This is a genomic window from Pseudomonas sp. RC2C2 (assembly GCF_018390435.1).
Taxonomy (GTDB): domain Bacteria; phylum Pseudomonadota; class Gammaproteobacteria; order Pseudomonadales; family Pseudomonadaceae; genus Aquipseudomonas; species Aquipseudomonas donghuensis.
On sequence record NZ_JAHBAX010000001.1, the window covers coordinates 2,554,025 to 2,577,673 of the forward strand.

Sequence of the window (23,649 nt, forward strand, 5' to 3'; positions counted from 1 at the left end):
CCTCCGGTGTGCGGGTTAAACCGCGACCTTGTGTTCGGTAAGGCCGGGGCTGCTGACACGGTAAATGCCGATCTCACCTAGAAGATTAGGCCATAGCTTGCTCGCCCACCCGTGGCGGTGCAAATGGTCGACCGCCAGGCGGTCGAGGACCTGGGCGCGGCGTTCGCCGCACAGGGCCTCGAAGTCTTCAAAGGTGCAGAAGTGGATGTTCGGCGTGTTGTACCAGGTATACGGCATGAAGTCGGAAACCGGCATGCGACCTTTGGTCGCCAGGTACCAGCGGCAACGCCAGTGGCCGAAGTTGGGGAAGGTGATGATGCACTGGCGGCCAACGCGGAGCATTTCGTCGAGAATCCGGTCAGGGTACTCCACGGCCTGCAGGGCCTGGGTCATGACCACCACGTCGAAACTGTTGCTGGCGAAATTGCCCAGGCCCTTGTCGAGGTCCTGCTCGATGACGTTGACGCCCTTGGCCACGCACTGGGCGATGTTGTCGGGGTCGATTTCCAGGCCATAGCCGGTGACTTGCTTGTGGTCGCGCAACGACGCCAGCAGCTCACCGGTACCGCAACCGAGGTCGAGTACCCGGCTGCCAGCGGGGATCCAGTCTTGGATGATTTCCAGGTCGGCTCTCATAGGGTCCTCAGCAGACGATGCGGTTCATGTAGTTCGTGAAACCCGTGATGTAGCGCGGGGTCGGGATCAGGAAGGCATCGTGGCCATAGGGCGAGTCGATATCCAGGTAGCAGACGTTCTTGCGTGCGGCGATCAGGGCGTCGACGATCTCGCGCGAGCGCGCCGGCGAGAAGCGCCAGTCGGTGGTGAACGACATCACGCAGTAGTCCGCCGTGACATGCGCCAGGGTCGCCGCCAGGTCGCCGCGGTGGCTGGCGGCCGGGTCGAAGTAGTCCAGCGCCTTGGTCATCAGCAGGTAGGTGTTGGCGTCGAAACGACCGGAGAATTCCTCGCCCTGGTAACGCAGGTAGCTTTCGACCTGGAACTCGACGCTGTGGAAGTCGTAGTTGAGCTTGTCGCTTTTCAGCTCGCGGCCGAATTTCTCGCCCATGGAGTCGTCGGACAGGTAGGTGATGTGCCCGACCATGCGCGCCAGCATCAGGCCGCGCTTGGGGATCACGCCCAGGTTTTGGAACGAGCCACCGTGGAACTCGGGGTCGGTAAGGATGGCTTGGCGCGCCACCTCGTTGAAGGCGATGTTCTGTGCCGAGAGTTTGGGCGCCGAGGCGATGTCCAGGCAGTGTCGCACACGGTCGGGGTAGGTGATGGTCCACTGCAGTGCCTGCATGCCGCCCAGGCTGCCGCCTACCACTGCGGCCCATTGCTGGATGCCCAGGCGATCGGCCAGACGCGCCTGGCTGTGCACCCAGTCTTCCACGGTCAGCACCGGGAAATCGGCGCCGTAGGGCTTGCCGGTGAGCGGATTGATGCTGCTGGGGCCGGTGCTGCCATTGCAACCGCCGAGGTTGTTGAGGCTGACCACGAAGAAGCGATTGGTATCGATCGGCTTGCCAGGGCCAATGCAGCTGTCCCACCAGCCCGGCTTGCGGTCGTCGGGGCTGTGGTAGCCGGCGGCATGGTGATGGCCGGACAGCGCATGACAGATCAGCACGGCGTTGCTGGCCTTGCTGTTGAGCGTGCCGTAGGTTTCGTAGATCAGTTCATAGGTGGCCAGCGAGCGACCGCAGGCCAGCGCCAGCGGCTCGCTGAACTGTGCCAGTTGCGGTGTTACCAGACCGACCGAATCTTCGGGAAAGACAGTGGACATCGACCCTGCTCACGCTTGAATGAGGCGTAAGTCTAAAGACCACCGGGGTGGGCGGCAAGCAATGTGCCAAGGCTTGAAAAACATCGCTGGCAAACCAGCTCCCACAGGTTGTCGCGAGCCTTGTGGGAGCTGGCTTGCCAGCGATAGGGCGCTGCAGGTGCAGATCAGACCAACAGGCGCAGAACCTCCGGCATTCCGGTCATCGCCGCCAGGTTGTTGATCACCAGCATGTCGATCAGCTTCAGGGCCATGAACGCCAGGATCGGCGAGATGTCCAGGCCGCCCAGGTTTGGCAGGATGCGCCGGAACGGGGCGAGGAACGGGTCGCAGATCTGGTTGATCAGCTCGGCGCCCGGGTTATGGCTGCCCGGTGCGACCCACGAGAGGATCACGCTGATGATCAGGGCGAAGAAGAAAATCTTCAGAAACAGCGAGGTCACGCCAATGATTGACCAGACCAGCAGTTGCAGCGGGTTGCCGGTGGTGCCGTAGGCCAGCAGCAGGGTCAGGCCCATCACCAGCATCTGGATGATGAGCGCCAGCAGCAGCGACGACATGTCCAGGCCGAACAGGCTCGGGATCACCCGACGCATCGGCTTGAGCAGCGGTTGGGTAGCACGTACGGCGAACTGGCTGAGCGGGTTGTAGAAGTCCGCGCGCACCAGTTGCAGGACAAAGCGCAGGACCACGATCAGCAGGTACAGGCTGCCGAGGGTCTGCAGCACATAGATTGCAGCGGTGTTCAATCCGATCATCTTCGGCTCCTTAGTTGCCCAGTTGTTCGGCCATTTCGGCCGAGCGGTGCGCAGCGGCACCCAGCGCCTGTTCCACCAGCGCTTCGAATCCATTGGCCTGGAACGACTTGATCGCCGCTTCCGTGGTGCCGGCCGGCGAGGTTACCCGGCGGCGCAGCTCGGCGGCGTCGACATCGCTACTGACCGCCATGTGCGCGGCGCCCAGGGCGGTTTGCAGGGTCAGCTTGGCGGCGGTTTCCCGTGGCAGGCCGAGTTTTTCGCCGGCGGCGGTCATGGCCTCGATCAGCAAGAAGAAGTACGCAGGGCCACTGCCGGACACGGCGGTCACCGCATCGAGCTGTTGCTCGGCGTCCAGCCACAGGGCGATACCCACGGCCGACAGCAGCTGCTCGGCCTGCTGGCGCTGGGCCGGCGAAACCTGGGCGGTGGCGAACAGGCCGCTGACGCCCTGGCGCAGCAGCGCCGGGGTGTTGGGCATGCAGCGCACGATCGGCTGGGCGCCGAGCCAGTTGTTCATGCTCGCGCAGGTGATCCCGGCGGCAATCGAGACCACCAGTTGCTCGGGCTTGAGGCTGGGTTTGAGGGCTTCGCACACGGCTTTCATCGCCTGTGGCTTGACCGCCAGGACCACCACATCGGCACCTTCGATGGCCTGGGCGTTGTCGGCGAACATCTCGATGCCGTGCTCGGCATGGATTTTCGCCCGCTGCTCGGCGCCCGGATCGCTGGCGCGGATCTGCGAAGCTTCCAGGCCCTGGGCGCGCAGGCCGCCGATCAGGCTGGCAGCCATGTTGCCGGCGCCGATAAAGGCAATACGAGTCTTGCTCATGTCAGGTCCTTGATAGGGAAAGAGGGAAAAAGCATGGGTCAGGGCTGGCCGTAGTCACGGGCACCGAACAGCGCGGTGCCGATACGCACCCAGGTCGCGCCCTGGGCAATCGCGGCTTCCAGGTCATGGCTCATGCCCATGGACAGGGTGTCGAGGTCCAGGCCAAGGCTCGCCTGCAGTTGGCGCACCCGGGCGAAGGCGGCTTGTTGGGCGGCCTCGTTGTCGGTCGGCTCGGGAATCGCCATCAGCCCGCGCAGGCGCAGGCGTGGCAGCGCGGCGATGGTGCGGGCCAGCGCCGGTAGCTCCTCGGGGGTGCAGCCGGACTTGCTCGCTTCGCCACTGACGTTGACCTGCAGGCAGATATTCAACGCTGCAAGGTGGTCGGGGCGTTGCTCGGACAGGCGTTGGGCGATTTTCAGGCGGTCCACGGAATGTACCCAGTCAAAGTGCTCGGCAATCGCACGAGTCTTGTTAGACTGAATGGGGCCGATGAAGTGCCAGGTCAAGGGCAGGTCGGTCAATTCGCCCTGTTTGTTCAAGGCTTCCTGCAGGTAGTTCTCACCGACATCGCGCACCCCGGCGGCGAAGGCTTCGCGCACGGCGGCGGCGGGTTTGGTCTTGCTCACGGCCAGCAGCTGGACGGCCGAAGGCTCGCGCCCGGCGGCCAGCGCGGCGGCACGGATGCGTGCGGCGAGCGTGGAAAGGTTGTCTGCTATGGTGGACATTGATCGATGCCAGCGGCTCTTTGGGTCTGCGGCATTCTACCTGCTTGGCGGTCTTTGGGGAGTCTCATGGATGTGACTGAACTGCTGGCGCTGGCGGTACGGGCCGGTGCCTCCGACCTGCACCTGGCGGCGGGCGAAGTACCGGCGCTGCGTCTTGAGGCGCGCTTGAGCCCGCTGTCGCTGCCGCTGCTGACGCCGCAACACATGGATGAACTGCTCGCGCAAATCATGTCTGAGGCGCAGCAAAAGGATTTTGAAACACATTTGGACGTCGACTTTGCCTTCGCCGTGCCAGCATTGGCGCGCTTTCGGGTCAATGTGTTCCAGCAGTTGCAGGGCGCTGCGGCGGTGCTGCGGGTGATTCCGGCGCAGGTCAGCAGCCTGGCCGAGCTGGGTCTTGGGGATGTGTTTCGACAGATTGCCGAGCTGGCGGGCGGGCTGGTGCTGGTCACCGGGCCCACCGGTTCGGGTAAGTCAACCACCCTCGCGGCCCTGGTCGATCACCTGAACCGCGAGCGGCCATTGCATATCGTCACCCTCGAGGACCCCATCGAGTTTATCCACAGCTCGCAGCGTAGCCGGATCAGTCAGCGCGAGATCGGCCGGCACAGCCATGGTTTTGCCCAGGCATTGCGTGCGGCGCTGCGTCAGGACCCGGATGTGATCATGCTCGGTGAGCTGCGCGACCCGCAGACGATACGCCTGGCGCTGACTGCGGCGGAAACCGGGCACCTGGTGCTGGCCACGGTACACACCGGGTCGGCGGCGAAAACCATCGATCGCCTGGTGGATGTGTTTGCCGCCGAGGAGAAGCAACTGGTGCGCGCGATGCTGGCCGAGTCGCTGCAGGCGGTGGTCTCGCAGGTATTGGTCGAGCGTGTAGGCGGTGGGCGGGTGGCGGCCCATGAGATCCTGCTGGCAACGCCGGCAGTGCGTAACCTGGTCCGTGAGGGCAAGGTGGCGCAGCTCTATTCGGCGATTCAGACAGGTGGGGCGCAGGGCATGCAGACCCTGGACGGATGTCTGCAGGGCCTGGTGCGGCAAGGGCTGGTCAGGCCCCGACAGCGCTCGTGAGCGGGCGCCGGGACGTTTCTAGCGCTTGGCCAGGGCCAGTTGCTGGCTTTTTGGCAGGACGCGTTTGGCAACCACGTAGCGGCTTTGCCAGTAAGGTTTGTTCAGGGTGTCGATGCTGACCCGCTTGCCGGTGCGCGGCGCGTGGATGAAGCGGTCGTTACCCAGGTAGATGGCGACGTGGTTGACCCGGCGGCTCTTGATGTTGAAGAAGATCAGGTCGCCCGGCTTGAGGTCGTTGCGGTCGACCTTGATGCCGTGGCCGCTGGCCATGGCGTTGGAGGTGCGTGGCAGGTCGACTTCATCGATGTCGTTGAAGGCGTACTTGACCAGGCCGCTGCAGTCAAAGCCCTTGCTCGGGCTGCTGCCGCCCCAGCGGTACGGGGTGCCGAGCACGTTGACCGCACGGCTGAGCACATCGCTGCTCTGCTGCGGCGACATGGCCGCGGCGACCGGTAGCGGCTTGCTCGAACGGGCGCTGCGCTTGGGGCTGTGCTGGATGTTGCTGCTGACGTTCTTGTATGGACGTGCAGCAGTGGAATTGGAGGTATACCCGGAGAAACCGTTGGGTAGCCGTTGCTCACGATTGGTGGCGTGGGCGGCCAGTGGCAATAATAGGCAGATGGTCAGCCATGTCTTGAAAAAAGGACGCATAGGCAGGGCTCTAGGTAGGTTAGCGCGCAACTTTATAACAGCTTTTTGATCAAATTCTGATCCGTTGGTCGATTCCAGGTGCCGGCAAAAACCGCCAGAAGCGGCGATTGGCCTGCATTTGAAAGGCGTGGGCCAGACAGGATAGGGGTTTGCGGCGGGCGGGGTGGCAAATGACCACACGTCGGGTCGCCAGAGAAAAGTCACATTTTTCTTTAGAAAATTTATCGATAACCCACAGGGGCTATGAATGAACAGTTATCAACAGGGCAGTCAGTTGCACGACACCCACAGCAAAGTGATCGGTTATCTGCTGTGGATTTTTGGCTTCACCGGCGCGCACCGCTTCTACTACGGCAAACCGGTCACCGGCACCCTCTGGTTCTTCACCCTGGGCCTATTGGGCATTGGCTGGCTGATCGACCTGTTCCTGATCCCGGCGATGGACCGCGAAGCCGACCTGCGCTTTCAGCCAGGTCCACTGGACTACAGCCTGGCGTGGATCCTGCTGACCTTCCTGGGGGTGTTTGGCGTGCACCGCATGTACCAGGGCAAGTGGATCACTGGCCTGATCTACCTGTGCACCGGCGGGCTGTTTCTGGTGGGTGTGCTGTATGACTTCTGGACGCTCAATACCCAGGTGTCACTGGCCAACGCCCAGCGGCGTTAAAGCCTGAGGCCTTGTCGCAGTGCGCTGCGACAAGGCCTTGGGGCGGGGTTACTGGCGGGTCTGGCGTTGCTGCAACAGCAAGTTGCTGAAGCCGCTGCCGGCCAGTTGCTTCTGCGCCACGGTCAGCTGTTCACGGTTGCTGAACGGGCCAACCAGTACGCGGTACCAGGTTTCTTCCTTGACCGTTCCGGATTCCACCTTGACCGCCTGGCCAAGCAGGATGATCTGCGCGCGAACCTTGTCGGCATCCGCCTGCTTGCGGAACGAACCGGCCTGCAGGAAGAACTGGGTGGTCGCTGCTGGCTTGATCACCGGTGGCGCCGGTGGCGGGGTCAGGCCGTTCAGCGCCGCCTGGGCCCGGGCGGTGTCGATCTTCGCCGCTTCCGCCGGGGTTACCGGTGGTTGCGCCGGTACCGGCGGGGTTTTCTCCGGCACCGCTTCAGGCGGCACGATCACTTCCGATTCCGGCAGCAGGGTATAGAAGTCGTACTTCGGTTTTACCGGCTGCTGCGGGCTTGGCGTGGTCTTGTTGGCCTCGGCGACCTTCTCGGCCTTCTGCTGCTCGGGCTTGCTGCGCTTGACCTCGTCGTTGCCGGGCTCGAGCTTCATCAGGAAAACGACAAAGGCGCCCACCGACAGGCCGATCGCCAGCCACAGCCAGCCCGGGATCGGTTGCTTGGCAGGTGGCTGATAGCGACTGGCGCCGCGCTTGGGTGCGGGTTTTTTCTTGGCAGCCAACTTACATGCGCTCCAGGGTTTCCAGGCCGAGCAGTTCCAGACCTTGCTTGAGGGTGCGGCCAGTCAGGGCCGCCAGACGCAGGCGGCTCTGCTGTTGTTCAGGGGTGTCGGCGGCGAGGATCGGGCAGTTCTCGTAGAAGCTGGAGAACAGGCCGGCAACGTCGTACAGATAGGTGCACAGCACGTGCGGCGTGCCTTTTTCGGCGACGTTGTTCAGGATCTCGCCGAACTGCGCCAGGCGCGCGGCCAGGTCCTGCTCCTGTGGCGCTTGCAGGATGATCTGGCCGTCGACTTCATCGAAGTCCTTGCCCAGCTTGCGGAACACGCCGGCAACGCGGGTGTAGGCGTACAGCAGGTAAGGCGCGGTGTTGCCTTCGAAGTTGAGCATCAGCTCGAAGTTGAAGCTGTAGTCGCTGGTGCGGTGCTTGGACAGGTCGGCGTACTTCACCGCGCCAATCCCCACCACTTCGCCGATGGCGCGCAGGTCGGCCTCGGCCAGCTCCGGGTTCTTCTCCTTGACCAGGGCGTAGGCACGTTCCTTGGCTTCGGTGAGCAGGTCGATCAGCTTCACCGTGCCGCCGTCGCGAGTCTTGAACGGGCGGCCGTCGGCACCGTTCATGGTGCCGAAGCCCATGTGTTCCATCTGCATCGGGTGGCCGACGAAACCGGCGCGGCGGGCCACTTCGAAGACCTGGTTGAAGTGCAGGGCCTGGCGCTGGTCGACAAAGTACAGGGCGCGGTCGGCCTTGAGCACGTTGCTGCGGTAGCGCACGGCGGCAAGGTCGGTGGTGGCGTACAGGTAGCCGCCGTCGGCTTTCTGTACGATCACTGGCAGCGGCTCGCCTTCGGCGGTCTTGAACTCTTCAAGGAACACGCACTGGGCGCCCTTGCTCTCGACCAGCAGGCCCTTGGCCTTGAGGTCGTTGACGACATTGGCCAGGTCATCGTTGTAGGCGCTTTCGCCCATAACGTCGGCCATGGTCAGCTTGACGTTGAGCAGCTCGTAGGTCTTCTGGCAGTGCGACAGCGAAATATCCTTGAAGCGGGTCCACAGCTTCAGGCATTCCGGGTCGCCGGCTTGCAGCTTGACCACCAGGCCGCGAGCGCGGTCGGCGAACGCTTCGGATTCGTCGAAGCGTTTTTTCGCCGCACGGTAGAAGTTTTCCAGGTCCGACAGCTCGTCGCTGGTGATCGGGTTTTCCTGCAGATAAGCCATCAGCATGCCGAACTGGGTGCCCCAGTCGCCGACGTGGTTCTGACGGATCACGTCATCGCCGAGGAACTCCAGCACGCGCGACACGGCGTCACCGATGATGGTCGAGCGCAGGTGGCCAACGTGCATCTCCTTGGCCAGGTTCGGTGCCGACAGGTCGACCACCACCTTCTGCTGCGGGCCGGCTTTCTTCACGCCCAGCTTGGCGTCGGCCAGGGCCGCATCCAGGCGCGAGGCCAGGGCCTGGGTATTCTGGAAGAAGTTGAGAAAGCCCGGGCCGGCAATCTCGACCTTGCTGACCTGCTCGTCGGCAGGCAGGGCGGCGATGAGCTTCTCGGCCAGGTCGCGCGGCTTCATGCCGGCAGGCTTGGCCAGCATCATCGCGATGTTGCTGGCGAAGTCGCCGTGAGTCTTGTCCCGGGCGTTCTCCACCTGGATCGCCGGCGTCAGCCCTTCAGGCAGCACACCGTCGGTGACGAGTTGGGTGAGGGCTTGCTGGATCAGCTGGCGAATGGTGTCTTTCATGGGCTTCTCTTTCGACCGCAAGCGCGGCGGCGCTTCGATGCGCAGGTGGAAAAACTGGACATTATCCGTTGCCGGGGCGAGGTTGCCAACCTTTGGGGCGCTATCGCGGGGCAAGCCCGCTCCTACAGGGGTGTGTAGGAGCGGGCTTGCCCCGCGATGGATCAGTACAAATCCACCGGATCGACATCCAGCGACCAACGCACCTGGCGCCCGGACGGCATCTGCTCCAACACTAGCAACCAGGCGCTGATCAGTCGATGCAAAGGTGCCCGGGCATTGGCCTGGAGCAACAATTGCGCGCGAAACCGCCCCGCGCGGCGCTCCATCGGCGCCGGTACCGGGCCGAGCAGCTCGATACCGTGCAGGCCCTGTTCGGCCAATAACTGTTCGGCGGCGCTGCAGGCTTCATCGAGAAAACCCTCGGCTTGCCCCGGCTTGTGCGCCTCAGCGCGCAACAGGGCCAAGTGCGCGAAAGGCGGCAGGCCGGCGGCTCGGCGCTCGCTCAAGGCCTGCTCGGCGAAGGCGAAGTAGCCCTGTTCGGTCAGTTGCACCAACAAAGGATGGTCGGCCAGGTGGGTCTGGATGATCACCTTGCCTGGCTCCTCGGCGCGCCCGGCGCGGCCGGCAACCTGGACGATCATCTGCGCCATGCGCTCGCTGGCGCGAAAATCCCCCGAGAACAGGCCGCCATCGGCATCGAGGATCGACACCAGGGTCACCCGCGGAAAGTGGTGGCCCTTGGCGAGCATCTGGGTGCCAACGAGGATGCACGGCTGGCCGCGCTGGATGGTGGCGAACAACTGGTTCATCGCATCCTTGCGCGAGGTGCTGTCGCGGTCGACGCGCAGCACCGGGTAATCGGGAAAAAGAATGCTCAGGCGCTCTTCGGCGCGCTCGGTGCCGGCGCCGACCGGGCGCAGGTCGACCTTGTTGCACTGCGGGCACTGGCGCGGCACCCGCTCGTCATAACCGCAGTGGTGGCAGCGCAGCTCGTTGGAGCGCTGGTGCACGGTCATCCGCGCATCGCAGCGCGGGCATTCGGACATCCAGCCGCAGTCATGGCACAGCAGCGTCGGGGCAAAGCCGCGGCGGTTGAGGAACACCAGCACCTGCTGGCCGGCCGCCAGGGTCTGGCCGATGGCTTGCTGCATCGGCCCGCTGATGCCGCTGTCCAGTGGCCGGCTTTTTACATCCAGACGCAAGAAGCGCGGCTGCTGGGCGCCGCCAGCACGCTGATTGAGGCGCAGCAGGCCGTAGCGGCCGCTGTGGGCGTTGTGCAGGCTTTCCAGCGAAGGCGTGGCCGAACCCAGCAGGATCGGGATGTTCTCCTGGCGTGCGCGCACCAGCGCCAGGTCGCGGGCGTGGTAGCGCAGGCCTTCCTGCTGCTTGTACGAGCCGTCGTGCTCTTCGTCGATGATGATCAGCCCCGGGTTTTTCATCGGCGTGAACAATGCCGAGCGGGTGCCGATGATGATGTCGGCCTCGCCGTCGCGGGCGGCGAGCCAGGCGTCCAGGCGCTCGCGGTCGTTGACCGCCGAGTGCAGCAGGGCGATGCGCGCGTTGAAGCGCTGCTCGAAGCGCGCCAGGGTTTGCGGCCCGAGGTTGATCTCCGGGATCAGGATCAGCGCCTGCTTGCCGGCTTCCAGGGCTTCGCGGATCAGCTGCAGGTAGACCTCGGTCTTGCCGCTACCGGTAACCCCGGCCAGTAAAAACGCATGAAAGCTGTCAAAACCCGAGCGCACGGCATTGAAGGCGGCGCGCTGCTCGTCGTTCAGGGGCAGTTCCGGCTGCGCCAACCAGCGCTCGTGGCGCTCCTGGGGCAGGTGGCGGCGTACTTCGACCTGGACCAGTTCCTTGGCCAGCAGCAGGTCGAGGCTGTCCTTGCTCAACATCAGCTTGCTCAGCAAGGTATGGGCAACACCGTGGGGATGTTGCGCCAAGGTTGCCAGGGCTTCGCGCTGGCGCGGCGCGCGGGCGATGCGCGGGTCGTCCAGGCGAGCGCCCGGAGCCACTTGCCAGAAGCGCTCCTGGCGCGCTTGCGCCGGTTCGCCCTGGCGCAGCAGCACCGGTAGGGCCCAGCTCAAGGTGTCGCCGAGGCTGTGCTGATAATATTGCGCGGTCCACAGGCACAGCTTGAACAGCGCCGGCGGCACCGGCGACACCGGGTCGAGCAGGGCTATGGCCGGCTTCAGTTTGTCGGCCGGCACCTCGCTGGTGTCGCTGATCTCGATGAGTATCCCGATCATCTCGCGCCGACCGAACGGCACGCGGATGCGCATGCCCGGGGTCAGTGCCTGGCGCGCCATGCTCGCCGGTGCCCTGTAGTCGAACAGCCGCCGCAGAGGCGAGGGCAGGGCAAGGCGTAGAATGACGTCGGACACGCGAAAGGTTCTCTGCAGGGGAATTCCAGGACCCGGCGAGCCTAGCAGACGACCGCCGGTGTAAGCGACAACTTGCGTTGGCTGTTTGCTCTGGTATTATTCGGACCCTATTTTGCGTGCGGTATTCAACAATGGTGTTGAGTGGCGGCACGTCAGCACTGAGGAAACACCATGAAAGCCGATATCCATCCGGTATACGAAGCTGTAGAAGTTACCTGCAGCTGCGGTAACAAATTCGAAACTCGCTCGACTCTGGCCAAGGCCCTGCCGATCGACGTTTGCAACCTCTGCCACCCGTTCTACACCGGTAAGCAGAAGGTCCTGGACACCGGCGGCCGCGTACAGAAGTTCGCAGATCGCTTCGGCATGTTCGGTGCCAAGAAGTAAGATTGCGCGAAGCTGGCCCCATGGGTTTGGCATTGCTGCTGAAAAAGGCGTCCCTCGCGGGCGCCTTTTTTATGGGCGCGATTTGGCAGTTGCCGGCCCTGGCGTTCTGCGCGGCGCCTGTCGATGCACAGGTGGTCAGCGTGCGTCAGGTGGTCGACGGCGATACCTTGCGTCTGAATGATGGGCGCAGTGTCCGCCTGATCGGTATCAATGCACCGGAAATCGGTCGCAAAGGTCGCACCAGTGAAGCCTTCGCCGAGGCCGCGCGCCAGCGTTTGCAAGCCCTGGTCAAGGCCAGTGGCGGCGAGGTGAGCCTGGTTCCGGGCGTCGAGCCGCGGGACAAATACGGCCGCACTCTGGCTCATGTCTACGGCCGTTCTGGCGACAATTTCGAAGCACAATTGCTCAGTGAAGGTCTTGGCTACCGGGTTGCGGTCGCGCCCAACGTCGCCCTGACTGTCTGCCAGGAGCAGGCCGAGCGTGCCGCTCGTCAGGCTGGCAAAGGCCTGTGGCGGCAATCGCCACTGACCCCGGCGAGCGAGTTGCGACAATCTGGCTTTGCGCTGATAAGTGGCAAGGTGATGGATATCGAGCGCAATCGCGGGGGGATCTGGATTGAAATCGACGATGCCCTGGTGCTCCAGGTACCCGCGCGGTTGCAGCGCAATTTCCCCTCTTCCTTCTTTGCTGAGCTGAAAGGTCGATCCATTGAGGCCCGCGGTTGGGTGCTGGATCGTTCCCGCAAAGGTGGCCTGAAGCCTGGTCAGCAGCGCTGGCTGCTGCCGCTGACCGATCCGTCGATGCTGGAAAGGGTCGAAAGATAAAAAATTGTCTACATTTTTAATTTCAATTGTACACATCAAAACCCTTGCGGGCTGCGGCTCTTGGCGGAAAGTCGTAGGTTAAAGGCCTTGACACAAGTGACCGGGCAGTCTTGTCGGCCCTTTGCTCTTTGCGTATCCTCGGCGGTCCGTCAGAACAGTAAATAGCGGAATGCCCACCATGTCAGATTTGAAAACCGCCGCTCTCGAATACCATGCTCAGCCTCGTCCGGGGAAACTGAGCGTCGAGCTCACCAAGCCTACCGCGACTGCTCGCGACCTGGCGCTGGCCTACAGCCCTGGCGTGGCCGAGCCGGTACGTGAAATTGGTCGCGATCCGGAACTGGCCTACAAGTACACCGGCAAGGGCAATCTGGTAGCAGTCATTTCCGACGGCACCGCCATCCTTGGCCTGGGTAACCTCGGCCCACTGGCCTCCAAGCCGGTCATGGAAGGCAAGGGTGTTCTGTTCAAGCGTTTCGCCGGTATCGACGTGTTCGACATCGAAGTCGACGCCGAGAGCCCGCAGGCCTTCATCGACACCGTCAAGCGTATCTCCATCACCTTCGGTGGCATCAACCTGGAAGACATCAAGGCGCCAGAGTGCTTTGAAATCGAGCGCGCGCTGATCGAACAGTGCGACATTCCGGTATTCCACGATGACCAGCACGGCACCGCGATCGTTACCGCCGCCGGCATGATCAACGCCCTGGAAATCGCTGGCAAAAACCTGGCCGACGCCAAGATCGTCTGCCTGGGCGCCGGTGCTGCCGCCATCTCCTGCATGAAACTGCTGGTGAGCATGGGCGCGCAGATCGAGAACATCTTCATGGTTGACCGCACTGGCGTGATCCACGCTGGCCGTGACGACCTGAACCAGTACAAGGCGGTGTTCGCCCACGCTACCGACAAGCGCACCCTGGCTGACGCCCTGCAAGGCGCTGACGTGTTCGTCGGCCTGTCCGGCCCGAACCTGCTGAGCGCTGAAGGCCTGAAGTCGATGGCGCCGAACCCAATCGTGTTCGCCTGCTCCAACCCTGATCCAGAGATCTCCCCGGAGCTGGCTCACGCCACCCGTGATGACGTGATCATGGCCACCGGTCGTTCCGACTACCCGAACCAGGTCAACAACGTACTGGGCTTCCCGTTCATCTTCCGTGGTGCCCTGGACGTTCGCGCCAAGCGCATCAACGAAGAGATGAAGATCGCCGCCGCCAACGCCCTGAAAGACCTGGCCAAGCTGCCAGTGCCGAAGGAAGTCTGCGCAGCCTACGGCGTCGACTCCCTGGAATTTGGCCGTGAGTACATCATTCCGAAGCCGATGGATGCCCGTCTGATCACCGTCGTTTCCGATGCCGTGGCCAAGGCTGCGATCGAGACCGGCGTGGCAACCCTGCCGTATCCGAAGAACTACCCGCTGAAAAACGTGGATGACGTGTTCAACGGCTAAGCTGTTGTAGCGTTGTAACAAAAAGCCCCGGCTCGTGAGAGTCGGGGCTTTTTTGTGGGTGACGGCTGTGGATCGGTTTTGGCTTCATCGCTGGCAAGCCAGCTCCCACAGAGGCTGATGGGGCCTGTTTCAGTGTGGGAGCGGGCTTGCCCCGCGCTGGGGGCTGGCCATCAGAACAGATCGATCGGTGCCGCCTCATCCGCTGGCAGCGGGCTACCCGGCGCGCTGCCGTTGCCCAGCTCATTGACCGATGGCGGAGTGTCTTCGGCCTTGAACAGCTCGAAGTAGGCATTCGGCGTGCTCGGTGTGGCCGCGCGACCGCTGACCGGGTCGACGCGCAGGCTGAGGATGCCTTCCGGCTCGGCCGGTGCATGGTTGGGCTTGTCCTTGAGCGCAGCGCCCATGTAGTTCATCCAGATCGGCAGTGCCACGGTACCGCCGTATTCGCGACGGCCGAGGGTTTCCGGCTGGTCGAAACCGGTCCACACCGTGGTCACGTAATCGGCGTTATAGCCGGAGAACCAGGCGTCCTTGGACTCGTTGGTGGTGCCGGTCTTGCCGGCCAGGTCGGTACGGCCCAGGGCCAGGGCCCGGCGCCCGGTACCGCGTTTGATCACGTCCTGGAGCATGCTGGTGAGGATGTAGGTAGTGCGCCCGTCGACGATGCGCTCGGCCACGGCAGGGGGCTGGACGACGTCTGCAGCCGGGTTGCTGGCAACGGTGCTCAGGCCTTCACCCGGCAGTTGGCTGGTGATCGGCTGCTCTGGCGCGGCGATGCCGGCCTCGACCTGCTCGGCTTGCGGGACCCGCGGCGGGTTGGCGGTGAACAGGGTCTCGCCGTTGCGGCTCTCGATGCGTTCGATCAGGTACGGGCTGATCTTGTAGCCGCCGTTGGCAAAGGTGCTCCAGCCGGTGGCGATTTCCATCGGCGTCAGGGTCGCGGTGCCCAGGGCCAGGGACAGGTTGGGCGGCAGGTCCTGCTTGTTGAAGCCGAACTTGCTGATGTAGTCGATGGTCGAGCTGACGCCCATGGCCTGCAGCAGGCGGATCGATACCAGGTTGCGCGACTTGTACAGCGCCTCGCGCATGCGGATCGGGCCGAGGAAGGTGTTGGTGTCGTTTTTCGGGCGCCAGACCTTGTCCAGGTACTCGTCGACGAACACGATAGGTGCGTCGTTGACCAGGCTGGCGGCGGTGTAGCCGTTGTCCAGCGCGGCGCTGTACACGAACGGCTTGAAGCTCGAGCCCGGCTGACGCTTGGCCTGCATGGCGCGGTTGTAGTTGCTCTGCTCGAACGAGAAGCCGCCGACCAGGGCGCGGATCGCACCGCTGTTCGGGTCCAGCGATACCAGGGCGCTCTGCGCTCCCGGTACCTGGCTGAACTTGAGGCTGCCGTCGTCCAGGCGCTGGACGCGAATCAGGTCGCCGACCTGGGCAACGTCCGAAGGCTGCTGCGGCGCGCGACCCTGGCTGTTGGTGTTGAGGAACGGGCGGGCCCACTTCATGGTCTCCCAGGCCACGCTTTCCTGATTGCCGGCGCGGGTCAGAACCTGCAGGCCGGCCTTGCTGACGTCGGTGACGATCACAGGTTCCAGGCCGCCCAGCGGGCGCTGCTTGCTCAGCTCCTGCCGCCAGGCGTCGCGGGTCTTGCCCGGGAAGCGCGATTCGGGGCCACGGTAGCCGTGGCGCTCATCGTAGGTGGTCAGGCCATTGAGTACCGCTTTGTTGGCGATTTCCTGCAGGTCGCTTGGCACCGTGGTGGTGACACGGAAGCCTTCGGTGTAGGCATCGCTGCCGTAGCGGCCGACCATTTCGGCGCGGGCCATTTCGGCGATGTAAGGGGCGTTAACTTCCGGGGTCGGTACGTGGTAGCTGGCGTTGATCGGCTCGGCCAGGGCAGCCTGGTAGCTGGCTTCGTCGATCTTGCCGAGCTTGTACATGCGCCCCAGGATCCAGTCGCGGCGCTCTTTGGCGCGCACCGGGTTGGCCAATGGGTTGAAGCGCGACGGTGCTTTAGGCAGGCCGGCGATCATCGCCATCTGCGCCAGGCTCACATCGCGGATCGATTTGCCGTAGTACACCTGCGCTGCGGCCTCGATGCCGTAGGCGCGGTTGCCCAGGTAGATCTTGTTGACGTACAGCTCGAGGATCTCGTCCTTGGTCAGTTCGCGTTCGATCTGCAGGGCCAGGAGAATCTCGTTGGTCTTGCGCGAGAAGCTGCGTTCGCTGCTGAGGAAGAAGTTCTTCGCCACCTGCATGGTGATGGTGCTGCCGCCAGTCTGGATGTGCCCGGACTTGAGCAATTGTGTTGCAGCACGCATCAGGCTGCTGGGGTCGACGCCATAGTGATTGGCGAAATTGTCGTCTTCGGCCGAGAGCAGAGCCTGGATGAAATGCGGCGGAATGTCGGCGAAACGGATGGGCGAGCGGCGCATTTCGCCAAACTCGGCAATCAGTTTGCCGTCGCCGCTGTAGACCCGCAAAGGGATCTGCAACTGGATGCTTCTGAGGGCCTCTACCGAGGGCAAGCTGGGGCTAAGATACAGAAATGCGCCGCTCAGACCGAGCATGAGCGCGCAGATGACTGCGACGAAAGACCACCAGAAGAACTTCAGCAGGCGTATCAAGGCTTTTGGGCGTCCAGATAGAAGAATGGGTTGCGCGCGGGGCCAGCGGACAAAGGATAAACGCTGGGCATTATAAGCATTTTTCAACTCGCCGCGTTACGCGCGCGGCTACCGCCAGCAAGGAAAAACCAATGCTAGGACGCTTCGGCATGGATGCCGGTTCACTCCTGGGGATAGAAATTGCCCTGCCGTCCATCCGACTGGTGCAGTTGCACCGGCACAAAGGCGCCTGGTGCGTGCGGGCCTGGGCGCTTGAGCCGCTGCCTGCAGGGGCCGTGGTAGACGGTTGGATTGCTGACCCCGAGGTGGTCGGCCAAGCCTTGAAACGCGCACTGCAGCGCAGCGGCAGCCGCTGTCGGCAGGGCGCTGTGGCCTTGCCGGCTACGCGGGCCATCAGCAAATTACTGACGCTGCCGGCTGGCCTGGGCGATGCCGAAGTCGCTGCGCGCGTGCACGATGCCGCCGAGCAGTTCATCCCCTTTGACCTTGAAGATACCGCGCTGGATTACCAGGTTCTTGAACCGGTTGCAGGCGATGCATCCAGCGTGCAGGTGGCGATTACCGCCTGCCATCGCGGCATGCTGGATGTGCTGGAAGCCACCTTTGAGGTCGCAGGGCTGAGCGCCAGGGTGCTGGAAATCGATACTCATGCAGTGCAGCGTGCAACCACAGGCGAGGCGGCTGTTCTGCAGCTCGACGCCGAGCTGGCGCACGTGGCATCGAACCTGCGCGTGGCCTGTGGCCTGGCGATGTGGGAATGCGGGCTAAACCTGTTGCCGTGGCGCGAGCGCCGCCATCGCCTGCGTATTCGAAGGTTTCAGGCTGGCTGTGCAGCCGTTGTGCTGCTGGCTGCCGTTACCACCGGGTTCGTCGACCTCCATTACCGGGGCGTGCTGCAGGAGCAGGCGCTGAGCCTGGCCACGCTCAAGCGGGAGGGCGGGCAGCCGGAGCCTGAAGCCCTGCTGCATGAGCTGCGTCAGTTGGAGGGCCTGCAGGCTGGCCGTTTTTTTGCCGTGGATGTGCTTGAACATATTGAGCAGGCCATGCCCGACGGTCTGTACCTCACCGCCCTGAGCCAGGAGCTGACTGCGCTCAAACTCACTGGAATGGCTCAGTCGGCCGCTTTGGTTGCGCAATTGGCAGGTAACCTGTCGTCCTCACCCTTGATCAGTTCTGCCGAGTTGCAGCAGATAAGTGCGGTCGAGGAAGGCCATGCGTTTGAGTTGGCCGCGGCATTGAAGGTAGCGCCTTGAGCCTCTGGGGCCCGGTGGCACGGCGTGCCTGGCCCGTGCAGGTGATGATGCTGATGGGGTTGCTGGCACTGCTGGCGAGCGTGGCCTACGCCGTGCATTTGCGGCCTTTGCTGATGCAGGTTGGCCAAGGGACCGATCCATTACCGCACGAGGGCGCAAGCAGTGCCGAGCAGGTGGCATTGCACAGCCGTCTGCAACAAGCCCGTTGGCAATTGTCGTCGGGGCGCGACGAGCCTGCGGTGTTCGAAACCCTGTCCCGCCTGGCCGAGGCCCATGCGGTGGCCATCGAGCAGTTGCAGGTGCTCGAGGCGTCACCCGCTGAGCATTACCTTGAGCGGCCCCTGCAACTGCGTCTGCGTGGCACCTTTTCGGACCTTGCCGGGTTCTTCGCTGACCTGGCTGCGCAGCCGCGGCTGGTGACCGTGCATGGGCTGTCGCTCAAGCCGGCCGATGCGGGGCTTGTGCTCATGGAGCTGCAAGCCCGGACCTACCGGCATCACTCACTGTATGCCCTGGCGCAGGGCTTGCCGCCAGCGCCTCCCGAGCGCCGAGCAGTTGCCGTGCTGCGCAACCCTTTTGCGCCTTCTGCGCTGCAGCCAGCCGCCGATGTTTTGCAGCGTCTGGCGCTGGAGCAGTTCGAGATGGTCGGTAGCTTGGCCAATCGTAGCGTCCGCTATGCACTGATTCAGGCTGATGGCCTTGTGCATCGGCTTCAGGTCGGTGACCGGCTGGGCCGTGATCAGGGGAAGGTTGTCGAGATAAGCGAGCGGCAGGTCGACGTTATCGAGCAGGTTTTTATTGCCGGCCAAGGCTGGCAACTGCGGCGGCGAACACTCGCCCTGCGTTGAAGGTGCTGGCCAGGGAGGTCATCGATGGGCAAGGGAGGTGTTATTGCAGCGCTGATAGGGGGCTGTCTGTTTGCCGGCGTCGTTGCGGGGAAGCAGCTGTACGGTGGCGAGCCGCTGTCGCTTAATTTCCAGGATGTCGAGGTACGTACGGTATTGCAGGTGCTGGCCGACTTTTCCGGGGTCAACCTGGTGGCCAGTGACGCGGTTCAAGGCAAGGTGACCTTGCGTTTGCAGGATGTGCCCTGGGACCAGGCGTTGGATCTGGTACTGCGCAGCAAGGGCCTGGAGCAGCGCAAGGACGGCAATGTGCTGCTGGTCGCACCGCGTGCCGAGCTGGCCGGTTCAGCGCCGTCGCGGCGCGAGCTGATCCCGATCCATCATGCCAAGGCTGCCGATATCGCCGAGTTGTTCCACGCCCTGATGGCCCATGAGGCCGGGGGCGCCAGCCACGGTTCGCTGAGTGTCGACGAGCGCACCAATACCCGGGTCGCCAGCCAGCCGCCAGAGCGTCTGGAAGAGCTGCGCAGGCTGATCGGCGAACTGGATGTACCGGTTCGTCAGGTGATGATCGAGGCGCGGATTGTCGAGGCCAATGTCGATTTCGAAAAGGCCCTGGGGGTGCGTTGGGGTGGCGCCGTGCAGGTGGGCAAGGGTTTGAGTCTCGGCAGCGCCGATACCTTTGTCGATCTTGGCGTGGATAGGGCCGCGTCCAGCATCGGCGTGGGCCTGGTGCGCAACAACGTACTGCTCGACCTGGAGCTCAGCGCCATGGAAAAGACCGGCAATGGCGAGATCATCTCCCAGCCCAAGGTGGTTACCGCCGACAAGGAAACCGCGCGGATCCTCAAGGGCACCGAGGTGCCGTATCAGGAAACCAGCGGCAGCGGCGCCACGTCCGTGACCTTCCGTGAGGCATCGCTGTCTCTGGAGGTGACCCCGCAGATCACCCCGGACAACCGGGTGATCATGGCGGTCAAGGTGACCAAGGACGAGCCCGACTACCTCAATGCCCTTGATCACGTGCCGGCGATCCGCAAGAACGAGGTCAACGCCAAGGTGCGCATCAATGATGGCGAGACCATCGTGATCGGCGGCGTGTACTCGACGGTGCAAAGTAAAGTTGTCGACAAGGTGCCATTTTTCGGCGATGTGCCGTATGTTGGGCGGCTGTTTCGTCGCGATGTTCTACAAGAGAAAAAATCCGAGCTGCTGGTCTTCCTGACTCCGCGTATCATGAGTGACCAGGCGATTGCTGTGAGTCGTTGATTCTGTGCGAAATTTGATACTTGTGGGGCCGATGGGTGCTGGCAAAAGCACCATCGGCCGCCTGCTGGCCAAAGAGCTGCGCCTGCCGTTCAAGGATTCCGACAAGGAAATTGAATTGCGCACCGGCGCCAATATCCCGTGGATCTTCGATAAAGAAGGCGAGCCGGGCTTTCGTGACCGCGAGCAGGCGATGATCGCCGAGCTCTGTGCGTTCGATGGCGTGGTGCTGGCTACCGGAGGCGGCGCGGTGATGCGCGATGCCAACCGCCAAGCCCTGCATGCCGGCGGGCGGGTGGTGTACCTGCACGCCTCGGTTGAGCAGCAGGTCGGGCGTACCTCGCGTGATCGCAACCGGCCTTTGCTGCGCACGGCCAACCCGGAGGCGACCTTGCGCGCGCTGCTGGAGGTTCGCGACCCGCTTTACCGCGAGATTGCCGATCTGGTGGTGGAAACCGACGAACGGCCGCCGCGGATGGTGGTGCAGGATATTCTCGAGCGCTTGCAGAAGTTGCCGCCCCGTTAAGCCAGGACTATCCTCGCGACCAGTCATGCCGTGACAGGGCACACCGTTATCGCGCGGTTCGAGCCATCGATGCCGCGCCTAGTTCATTGTGGGGACACATGCAGACACTAAAGGTCGAATTGGGCGAACGTAGCTACCCGATCTACATTGGCGAAGGCCTGCTGGATCAACCTGAACTGCTGGCGCCGCATATTGCCGGCCGACAGGTCGCCATCGTGTCCAACGAGACTGTCGCACCCCTCTATCTGGAACGTTTGAGCAAGACCCTGGGGGCCTACTCGGTGCTGCCGGTGGTGCTGCCTGACGGCGAGGCCTACAAGAACTGGGAAACCCTGCAGCTGATCTTCGATGCGCTGCTGACTGCCCGCCACGACCGCCGCACTACCGTGGTTGCGCTTGGCGGTGGAGTGATTGGCGATATGGCCGGCTTTGCCGCCGCCTGCTACCAGCGCGGCGTGGATTTCATCCAGGTGCCGACAACCCTGCTGTCCCAGGTCGATTCGTCGGTGGGCGGCAAGACCGGTATCAACCACCCGCTGGGCAAGAACATGGTCGGTGCCTTCTATCAGCCCAATGCGGTGCTGATCGACACCCGCAGTCTCAATTCCCTGCCGCCGCGCGAGCTGTCGGCGGGCCTGGCCGAAGTGATCAAGTACGGCCTGATCTGTGACGAACCGTTCCTCGGTTGGCTCGAAGAGCACATGCAGGCCCTGCGCGGTCTCGACCAGGTGGCGCTGACCGAGGCCATCCGTCGTTCCTGCGCGGCCAAGGCCGCGGTGGTCGGTGCTGATGAACGTGAGTCCGGCGTGCGCGCCACCCTGAACCTGGGCCACACCTTTGGCCACGCCATCGAGACCCACATGGGCTATGGTGTGTGGCTTCACGGTGAGGCCGTCGCTGCCGGTACTGTCATGGCCCTGGAAATGTCCATGCGCCTGGGCTGGATCAGCCAGCAGGAGCGTGACCGTGGTATCCGTCTGTTCCAGAACGCAGGCTTGCCGGTGGTGCCGCCCGCGGAGATGACCCCGGCGCAGTTCATGGAGCACATGGCAGTAGATAAAAAGGTACTCGACGGTCGTCTGCGTCTGGTCCTGCTGCGCCGCATGGGCGAAGCGGTGGTCACCGACGACTATCCGAAAGAGATTCTTCAGGCCACGCTGGCCGCGGATTACCGCGCGATCGTGGCCCAGCTTTGAGGTTGATGAGCGTCCGATGACTAGTTTGCATGCCGACGAGGCCTTTCTCGGCCATTACCAGTTGAACCACGACCCCTTCGCTGCACGGGTGCCGGGTTTCAAATTCTTCCCTGCCCAGCGCAAGCCGGTGCTGGGCCAACTGCACCACCTGGCCCGTTACAGCCAGTTGCTGCTGGTGGTTACCGGCCCGCAGGGCAGCGGCAAAACCCTGCTGCGTCAGGCCCTGGTGGCCAGCACCAACAAACAATCGGTGCAGAGTGTGGTGGTTTCCGCCCGTGGTGCCAGCGATGCCGCCAGCCTGCTCGGCCAGGTTGCCCAGTCGTTGGGCGTGGCCCAGGTCGAAGTCCCGGACATCCTTGCCCAGGTGGTGCAACTGGCACTGACCGGGCAGGAAGTCTATCTGCTGGTGGACGATGCGGAACAACTTGGCGAGTCGGCACTCCAAGCCTTGCTGGAGTTGGCGGCGGGCACTCCGGAAGGGCGTCCGCATGTCTTCCTGTTTGGCGAGCCGTCACTGATCGCCGGGCTGGAAGAGCTCAATGCCGAGCAGGAACGTTTCCATGTCATCGAGCTTGAGCCCTATAGCGAAGAAGAAACCCGTGAGTACCTCGAGCAGCGCCTGGACGGTGCCGGGCGGGGCATCGAGGTGTTCACCAGTGAACAGATCGTTGATATTCACCAAAACTCTGACGGCTGGCCTGGGGCAATCAACCAGGTCGCCCGCGATACCTTGATCGAAGCCATGATCGCCAGCCGGACCACGGCGAAGCGACCATCAATGGGGTTCAATATGCCGAAGAAACATGTGCTGGCGTTGTCTGCTGTCGTCGTGGTCGCCGTCGCGGCCGCCGTGCTGATGCCGAAGAAGGGTGATCAGGCGCCGACTGCTCCTGCCGAACAGGCGCAACTGCCGCTGGGTGAAGGTCAGCCGGGCAATGCCCAGTCGAACAATGGCGGCCCGGCCATCGAGTTCGCCGGCAATTCGCAACCAATGCCGCTGCCGCTGGTAGGTCAGTCGCAACCGGTGATGCGTGGCCCGCTGGCCGAGTCGACCGGCATGGGCGAGGGTGAAGAGTCCACGCCTGCTGGCGAAACCGCACTGCAGCCACCTACCGTCACCACTATTGCTCCACCGGCGGGTGTCGCCGCTGGCCCAGCGCCAGCGCCGGCACAACCGGTTGCTCCAGCACAGCCCGTTGCTCCGGTACAGCCGGTTGCACCTGTGCAGCAGCCGGCGGCGCCTGTTGCCAGCAAGCCGGTTGCACCTGCTGCCAAGCCTGCACCAACCCAGGTTGCAACCGCCAAGCCTGCACCTAAGCCTGCCGAGAAGCCGGCGGCCAAGCCTGCGGCCGGTGGTAGCTGGTATGCCGGGCAGAAGCCGGGCAATTATGTCGTGCAAATCCTCGGTACCAGCTCCGAAGCGTCGGCCCAGGCCTACGTCAAGGCGCAGGGTGGCGACTATCGCTACTTCAAGAAAACCCTGCAGGGCAAGCCGCTGTACGTGATCACTTATGGCAACTTCGCCAGCCGTGATGCCGCTCTGGCTGCAATCAAGGCCTTGCCAGCCAAGGTCCAGGCTGGTAAACCTTGGCCACGTACCGTCGCCAGCGTCCAACAAGAACTGGCCTCGACCCGCTGATATAGCCTGGTGGCACTACCCCCGCCACCTGCTGAGCGACTCCTGAACATCGGTCAAGCCTGCTGCGTACTGCGCGGCAGGCTTTTCTGTCCCAGACTGCCGGCCACAAGCCCATCTTGCAGTCCAGGCTGAAACGCTTCAGACTCAAGCCATGCCGTTACCACGGTGCACGCTTAAAAACATTCAAAAACGCGACATGGATTTACGGCAATTCGTCGTAAATTTGTGGGCTTCCCTGTCGCTGTGCAACAATGGCTCCCCTATTGCCCCCGCAAAGCTGGCATTCGTTCGGCGTGGA

At 63.4% G+C, this 23,649-nt stretch carries 21 protein-coding genes; 11 read left to right on the plus strand and 10 right to left on the minus strand.

Going from position 1 to position 23,649, the window contains the following annotated elements; translation table 11 throughout:
- Positions 1–15: 15 nt before the first annotated feature.
- From metW to KHO53_RS11880, 5 genes are all read right to left on the minus strand, one after another.
- Positions 16–636, minus strand: coding sequence for a methionine biosynthesis protein MetW (gene metW, locus KHO53_RS11860; RefSeq protein WP_010222206.1), 621 nt, complete (start codon positions 634–636; stop codon positions 16–18).
- Positions 637–643: 7 nt separating this feature from the next.
- Positions 644–1,783, minus strand: coding sequence for a homoserine O-succinyltransferase MetX (metX, locus tag KHO53_RS11865; protein ID WP_010222207.1), 1,140 nt, complete (start codon positions 1,781–1,783; stop codon positions 644–646).
- A gap of 164 nt (positions 1,784–1,947) precedes the next feature.
- Entirely contained in the window at positions 1,948–2,538 is a 591-nt protein-coding gene (locus KHO53_RS11870) for a YggT family protein (RefSeq protein ID WP_010222208.1), read from the minus strand.
- A gap of 10 nt (positions 2,539–2,548) precedes the next feature.
- On the minus strand, positions 2,549–3,367 hold the full coding sequence (proC, locus tag KHO53_RS11875; protein ID WP_010222210.1) for a pyrroline-5-carboxylate reductase: 819 nt from the start codon (positions 3,365–3,367) through the stop codon (positions 2,549–2,551).
- Between the two features lie 38 nt (positions 3,368–3,405).
- Positions 3,406–4,092, minus strand: coding sequence for a YggS family pyridoxal phosphate-dependent enzyme (locus KHO53_RS11880; RefSeq protein WP_010222211.1), 687 nt, complete (start codon positions 4,090–4,092; stop codon positions 3,406–3,408).
- Between the two features lie 66 nt (positions 4,093–4,158).
- Here KHO53_RS11880 and KHO53_RS11885 point away from each other — a divergent pair, with 66 nt between their 5' ends.
- Entirely contained in the window at positions 4,159–5,166 is a 1,008-nt protein-coding gene (locus KHO53_RS11885; protein ID WP_213570334.1) for a type IV pilus twitching motility protein PilT, read from the plus strand.
- An 18-nt stretch (positions 5,167–5,184) separates the two neighbouring features.
- Here KHO53_RS11885 and KHO53_RS11890 read toward each other — a convergent pair whose 3' ends face one another.
- On the minus strand, positions 5,185–5,895 hold the full coding sequence (locus KHO53_RS11890; protein ID WP_374045260.1) for a C40 family peptidase: 711 nt from the start codon (positions 5,893–5,895) through the stop codon (positions 5,185–5,187).
- Between the two features lie 169 nt (positions 5,896–6,064).
- On the opposite strand from KHO53_RS11890, the gene KHO53_RS11895 reads away from it, so the two are divergent.
- Positions 6,065–6,484 carry an NINE protein gene (locus KHO53_RS11895; RefSeq protein ID WP_010222217.1) on the plus strand — a complete coding sequence of 140 codons (420 nt, stop codon included), beginning with the start codon at positions 6,065–6,067 and terminating at the stop codon, positions 6,482–6,484.
- A gap of 48 nt (positions 6,485–6,532) precedes the next feature.
- Here KHO53_RS11895 and KHO53_RS11900 read toward each other — a convergent pair whose 3' ends face one another.
- The 3 genes from KHO53_RS11900 to KHO53_RS11910 all read right to left on the minus strand — a co-directional run bounded on the left by KHO53_RS11900 (position 6,533) and on the right by KHO53_RS11910 (position 11,341).
- Positions 6,533–7,222: an SPOR domain-containing protein gene (locus KHO53_RS11900; RefSeq protein ID WP_010222218.1), complete on the minus strand. Its 690-nt coding sequence runs from the start codon at positions 7,220–7,222 to the stop codon at positions 6,533–6,535.
- Position 7,223: 1 nt separating this feature from the next.
- A complete protein-coding gene (argS, locus tag KHO53_RS11905; RefSeq protein WP_010222220.1) occupies positions 7,224–8,960 on the minus strand; it encodes an arginine--tRNA ligase in 1,737 nt (578 codons plus the stop codon).
- A gap of 161 nt (positions 8,961–9,121) precedes the next feature.
- Positions 9,122–11,341 (minus strand): primosomal protein N', encoded by a 2,220-nt coding sequence (locus KHO53_RS11910; RefSeq protein ID WP_159387995.1) that lies wholly within the window; start codon positions 11,339–11,341, stop codon positions 9,122–9,124.
- Positions 11,342–11,512: 171 nt separating this feature from the next.
- Here KHO53_RS11910 and rpmE point away from each other — a divergent pair, with 171 nt between their 5' ends.
- The 3 genes from rpmE (at position 11,513) to KHO53_RS11925 (ending at position 13,999) form a co-directional block, all read left to right on the plus strand.
- Positions 11,513–11,728 (plus strand): 50S ribosomal protein L31, encoded by a 216-nt coding sequence (gene rpmE, locus KHO53_RS11915; RefSeq protein WP_010222223.1) that lies wholly within the window; start codon positions 11,513–11,515, stop codon positions 11,726–11,728.
- Between the two features lie 2 nt (positions 11,729–11,730).
- Positions 11,731–12,552, plus strand: a complete 822-nt coding sequence (locus KHO53_RS11920; protein ID WP_026001258.1) for a thermonuclease family protein — start codon at positions 11,731–11,733, stop codon at positions 12,550–12,552.
- A gap of 178 nt (positions 12,553–12,730) precedes the next feature.
- Positions 12,731–13,999, plus strand: a complete 1,269-nt coding sequence (locus KHO53_RS11925; protein ID WP_010222225.1) for a malic enzyme-like NAD(P)-binding protein — start codon at positions 12,731–12,733, stop codon at positions 13,997–13,999.
- Between the two features lie 170 nt (positions 14,000–14,169).
- On the opposite strand, the gene KHO53_RS11930 is transcribed toward KHO53_RS11925, so the two are convergent.
- On the minus strand, positions 14,170–16,623 hold the full coding sequence (locus KHO53_RS11930; RefSeq protein ID WP_502937692.1) for a penicillin-binding protein 1A: 2,454 nt from the start codon (positions 16,621–16,623) through the stop codon (positions 14,170–14,172).
- Positions 16,624–16,757: 134 nt separating this feature from the next.
- Between KHO53_RS11930 and pilM the strand changes: the two genes are divergently transcribed.
- The 6 genes from pilM to KHO53_RS11960 all read left to right on the plus strand — a co-directional run bounded on the left by pilM (position 16,758) and on the right by KHO53_RS11960 (position 23,351).
- Positions 16,758–17,879, plus strand: coding sequence for a pilus assembly protein PilM (gene pilM / locus KHO53_RS11935; protein WP_213570336.1), 1,122 nt, complete (start codon positions 16,758–16,760; stop codon positions 17,877–17,879).
- A complete protein-coding gene (locus tag KHO53_RS11940) occupies positions 17,876–18,727 on the plus strand; it encodes a pilus assembly protein PilP (protein WP_213570337.1) in 852 nt (283 codons plus the stop codon). Before pilM ends, KHO53_RS11940 begins: the two co-directional genes overlap by 4 nt.
- Positions 18,728–18,751: 24 nt before the next feature.
- Complete coding sequence (locus KHO53_RS11945) at positions 18,752–19,993, plus strand: type IV pilus secretin PilQ (protein WP_249684294.1); 1,242 nt, start codon at positions 18,752–18,754, stop codon at positions 19,991–19,993.
- Positions 19,994–19,997: 4 nt separating this feature from the next.
- Positions 19,998–20,516 carry a shikimate kinase AroK gene (gene aroK, locus KHO53_RS11950; RefSeq protein ID WP_010222231.1) on the plus strand — a complete coding sequence of 173 codons (519 nt, stop codon included), beginning with the start codon at positions 19,998–20,000 and terminating at the stop codon, positions 20,514–20,516.
- A 98-nt stretch (positions 20,517–20,614) separates the two neighbouring features.
- Positions 20,615–21,712 (plus strand): 3-dehydroquinate synthase, encoded by a 1,098-nt coding sequence (gene aroB / locus KHO53_RS11955; RefSeq protein WP_010222232.1) that lies wholly within the window; start codon positions 20,615–20,617, stop codon positions 21,710–21,712.
- A gap of 16 nt (positions 21,713–21,728) precedes the next feature.
- Positions 21,729–23,351, plus strand: coding sequence for an AAA family ATPase (locus tag KHO53_RS11960; RefSeq protein ID WP_213570338.1), 1,623 nt, complete (start codon positions 21,729–21,731; stop codon positions 23,349–23,351).
- Positions 23,352–23,649: the final 298 nt, after the last annotated feature.

Excerpts from the sequence above, each read along its gene's own strand:
- metW (WP_010222206.1), bottom strand. The coding sequence starts at position 636 with ATGAGAGCCGACCTGGAAATCATCCAAGACTGGATCCCCGCTGGCAGC.
- metX (WP_010222207.1), bottom strand. The coding sequence starts at position 1,783 with ATGTCCACTGTCTTTCCCGAAGATTCGGTCGGTCTGGTAACACCGCAA.
- KHO53_RS11870 (WP_010222208.1), bottom strand. The coding sequence starts at position 2,538 with ATGATCGGATTGAACACCGCTGCAATCTATGTGCTGCAGACCCTCGGC.
- proC (WP_010222210.1), bottom strand. The coding sequence starts at position 3,367 with ATGAGCAAGACTCGTATTGCCTTTATCGGCGCCGGCAACATGGCTGCC.
- KHO53_RS11880 (WP_010222211.1), bottom strand. The coding sequence starts at position 4,092 with ATGTCCACCATAGCAGACAACCTTTCCACGCTCGCCGCACGCATCCGT.
- KHO53_RS11885 (WP_213570334.1), top strand. The coding sequence starts at position 4,159 with ATGGATGTGACTGAACTGCTGGCGCTGGCGGTACGGGCCGGTGCCTCC.
- KHO53_RS11895 (WP_010222217.1), top strand. The coding sequence starts at position 6,065 with ATGAACAGTTATCAACAGGGCAGTCAGTTGCACGACACCCACAGCAAA.
- argS (WP_010222220.1), bottom strand. The coding sequence starts at position 8,960 with ATGAAAGACACCATTCGCCAGCTGATCCAGCAAGCCCTCACCCAACTC.
- rpmE (WP_010222223.1), top strand. The coding sequence starts at position 11,513 with ATGAAAGCCGATATCCATCCGGTATACGAAGCTGTAGAAGTTACCTGC.
- KHO53_RS11925 (WP_010222225.1), top strand. The coding sequence starts at position 12,731 with ATGTCAGATTTGAAAACCGCCGCTCTCGAATACCATGCTCAGCCTCGT.
- pilM (WP_213570336.1), top strand. The coding sequence starts at position 16,758 with ATGCTAGGACGCTTCGGCATGGATGCCGGTTCACTCCTGGGGATAGAA.
- KHO53_RS11945 (WP_249684294.1), top strand. The coding sequence starts at position 18,752 with ATGGGCAAGGGAGGTGTTATTGCAGCGCTGATAGGGGGCTGTCTGTTT.
- aroB (WP_010222232.1), top strand. The coding sequence starts at position 20,615 with ATGCAGACACTAAAGGTCGAATTGGGCGAACGTAGCTACCCGATCTAC.
- KHO53_RS11960 (WP_213570338.1), top strand. The coding sequence starts at position 21,729 with ATGACTAGTTTGCATGCCGACGAGGCCTTTCTCGGCCATTACCAGTTG.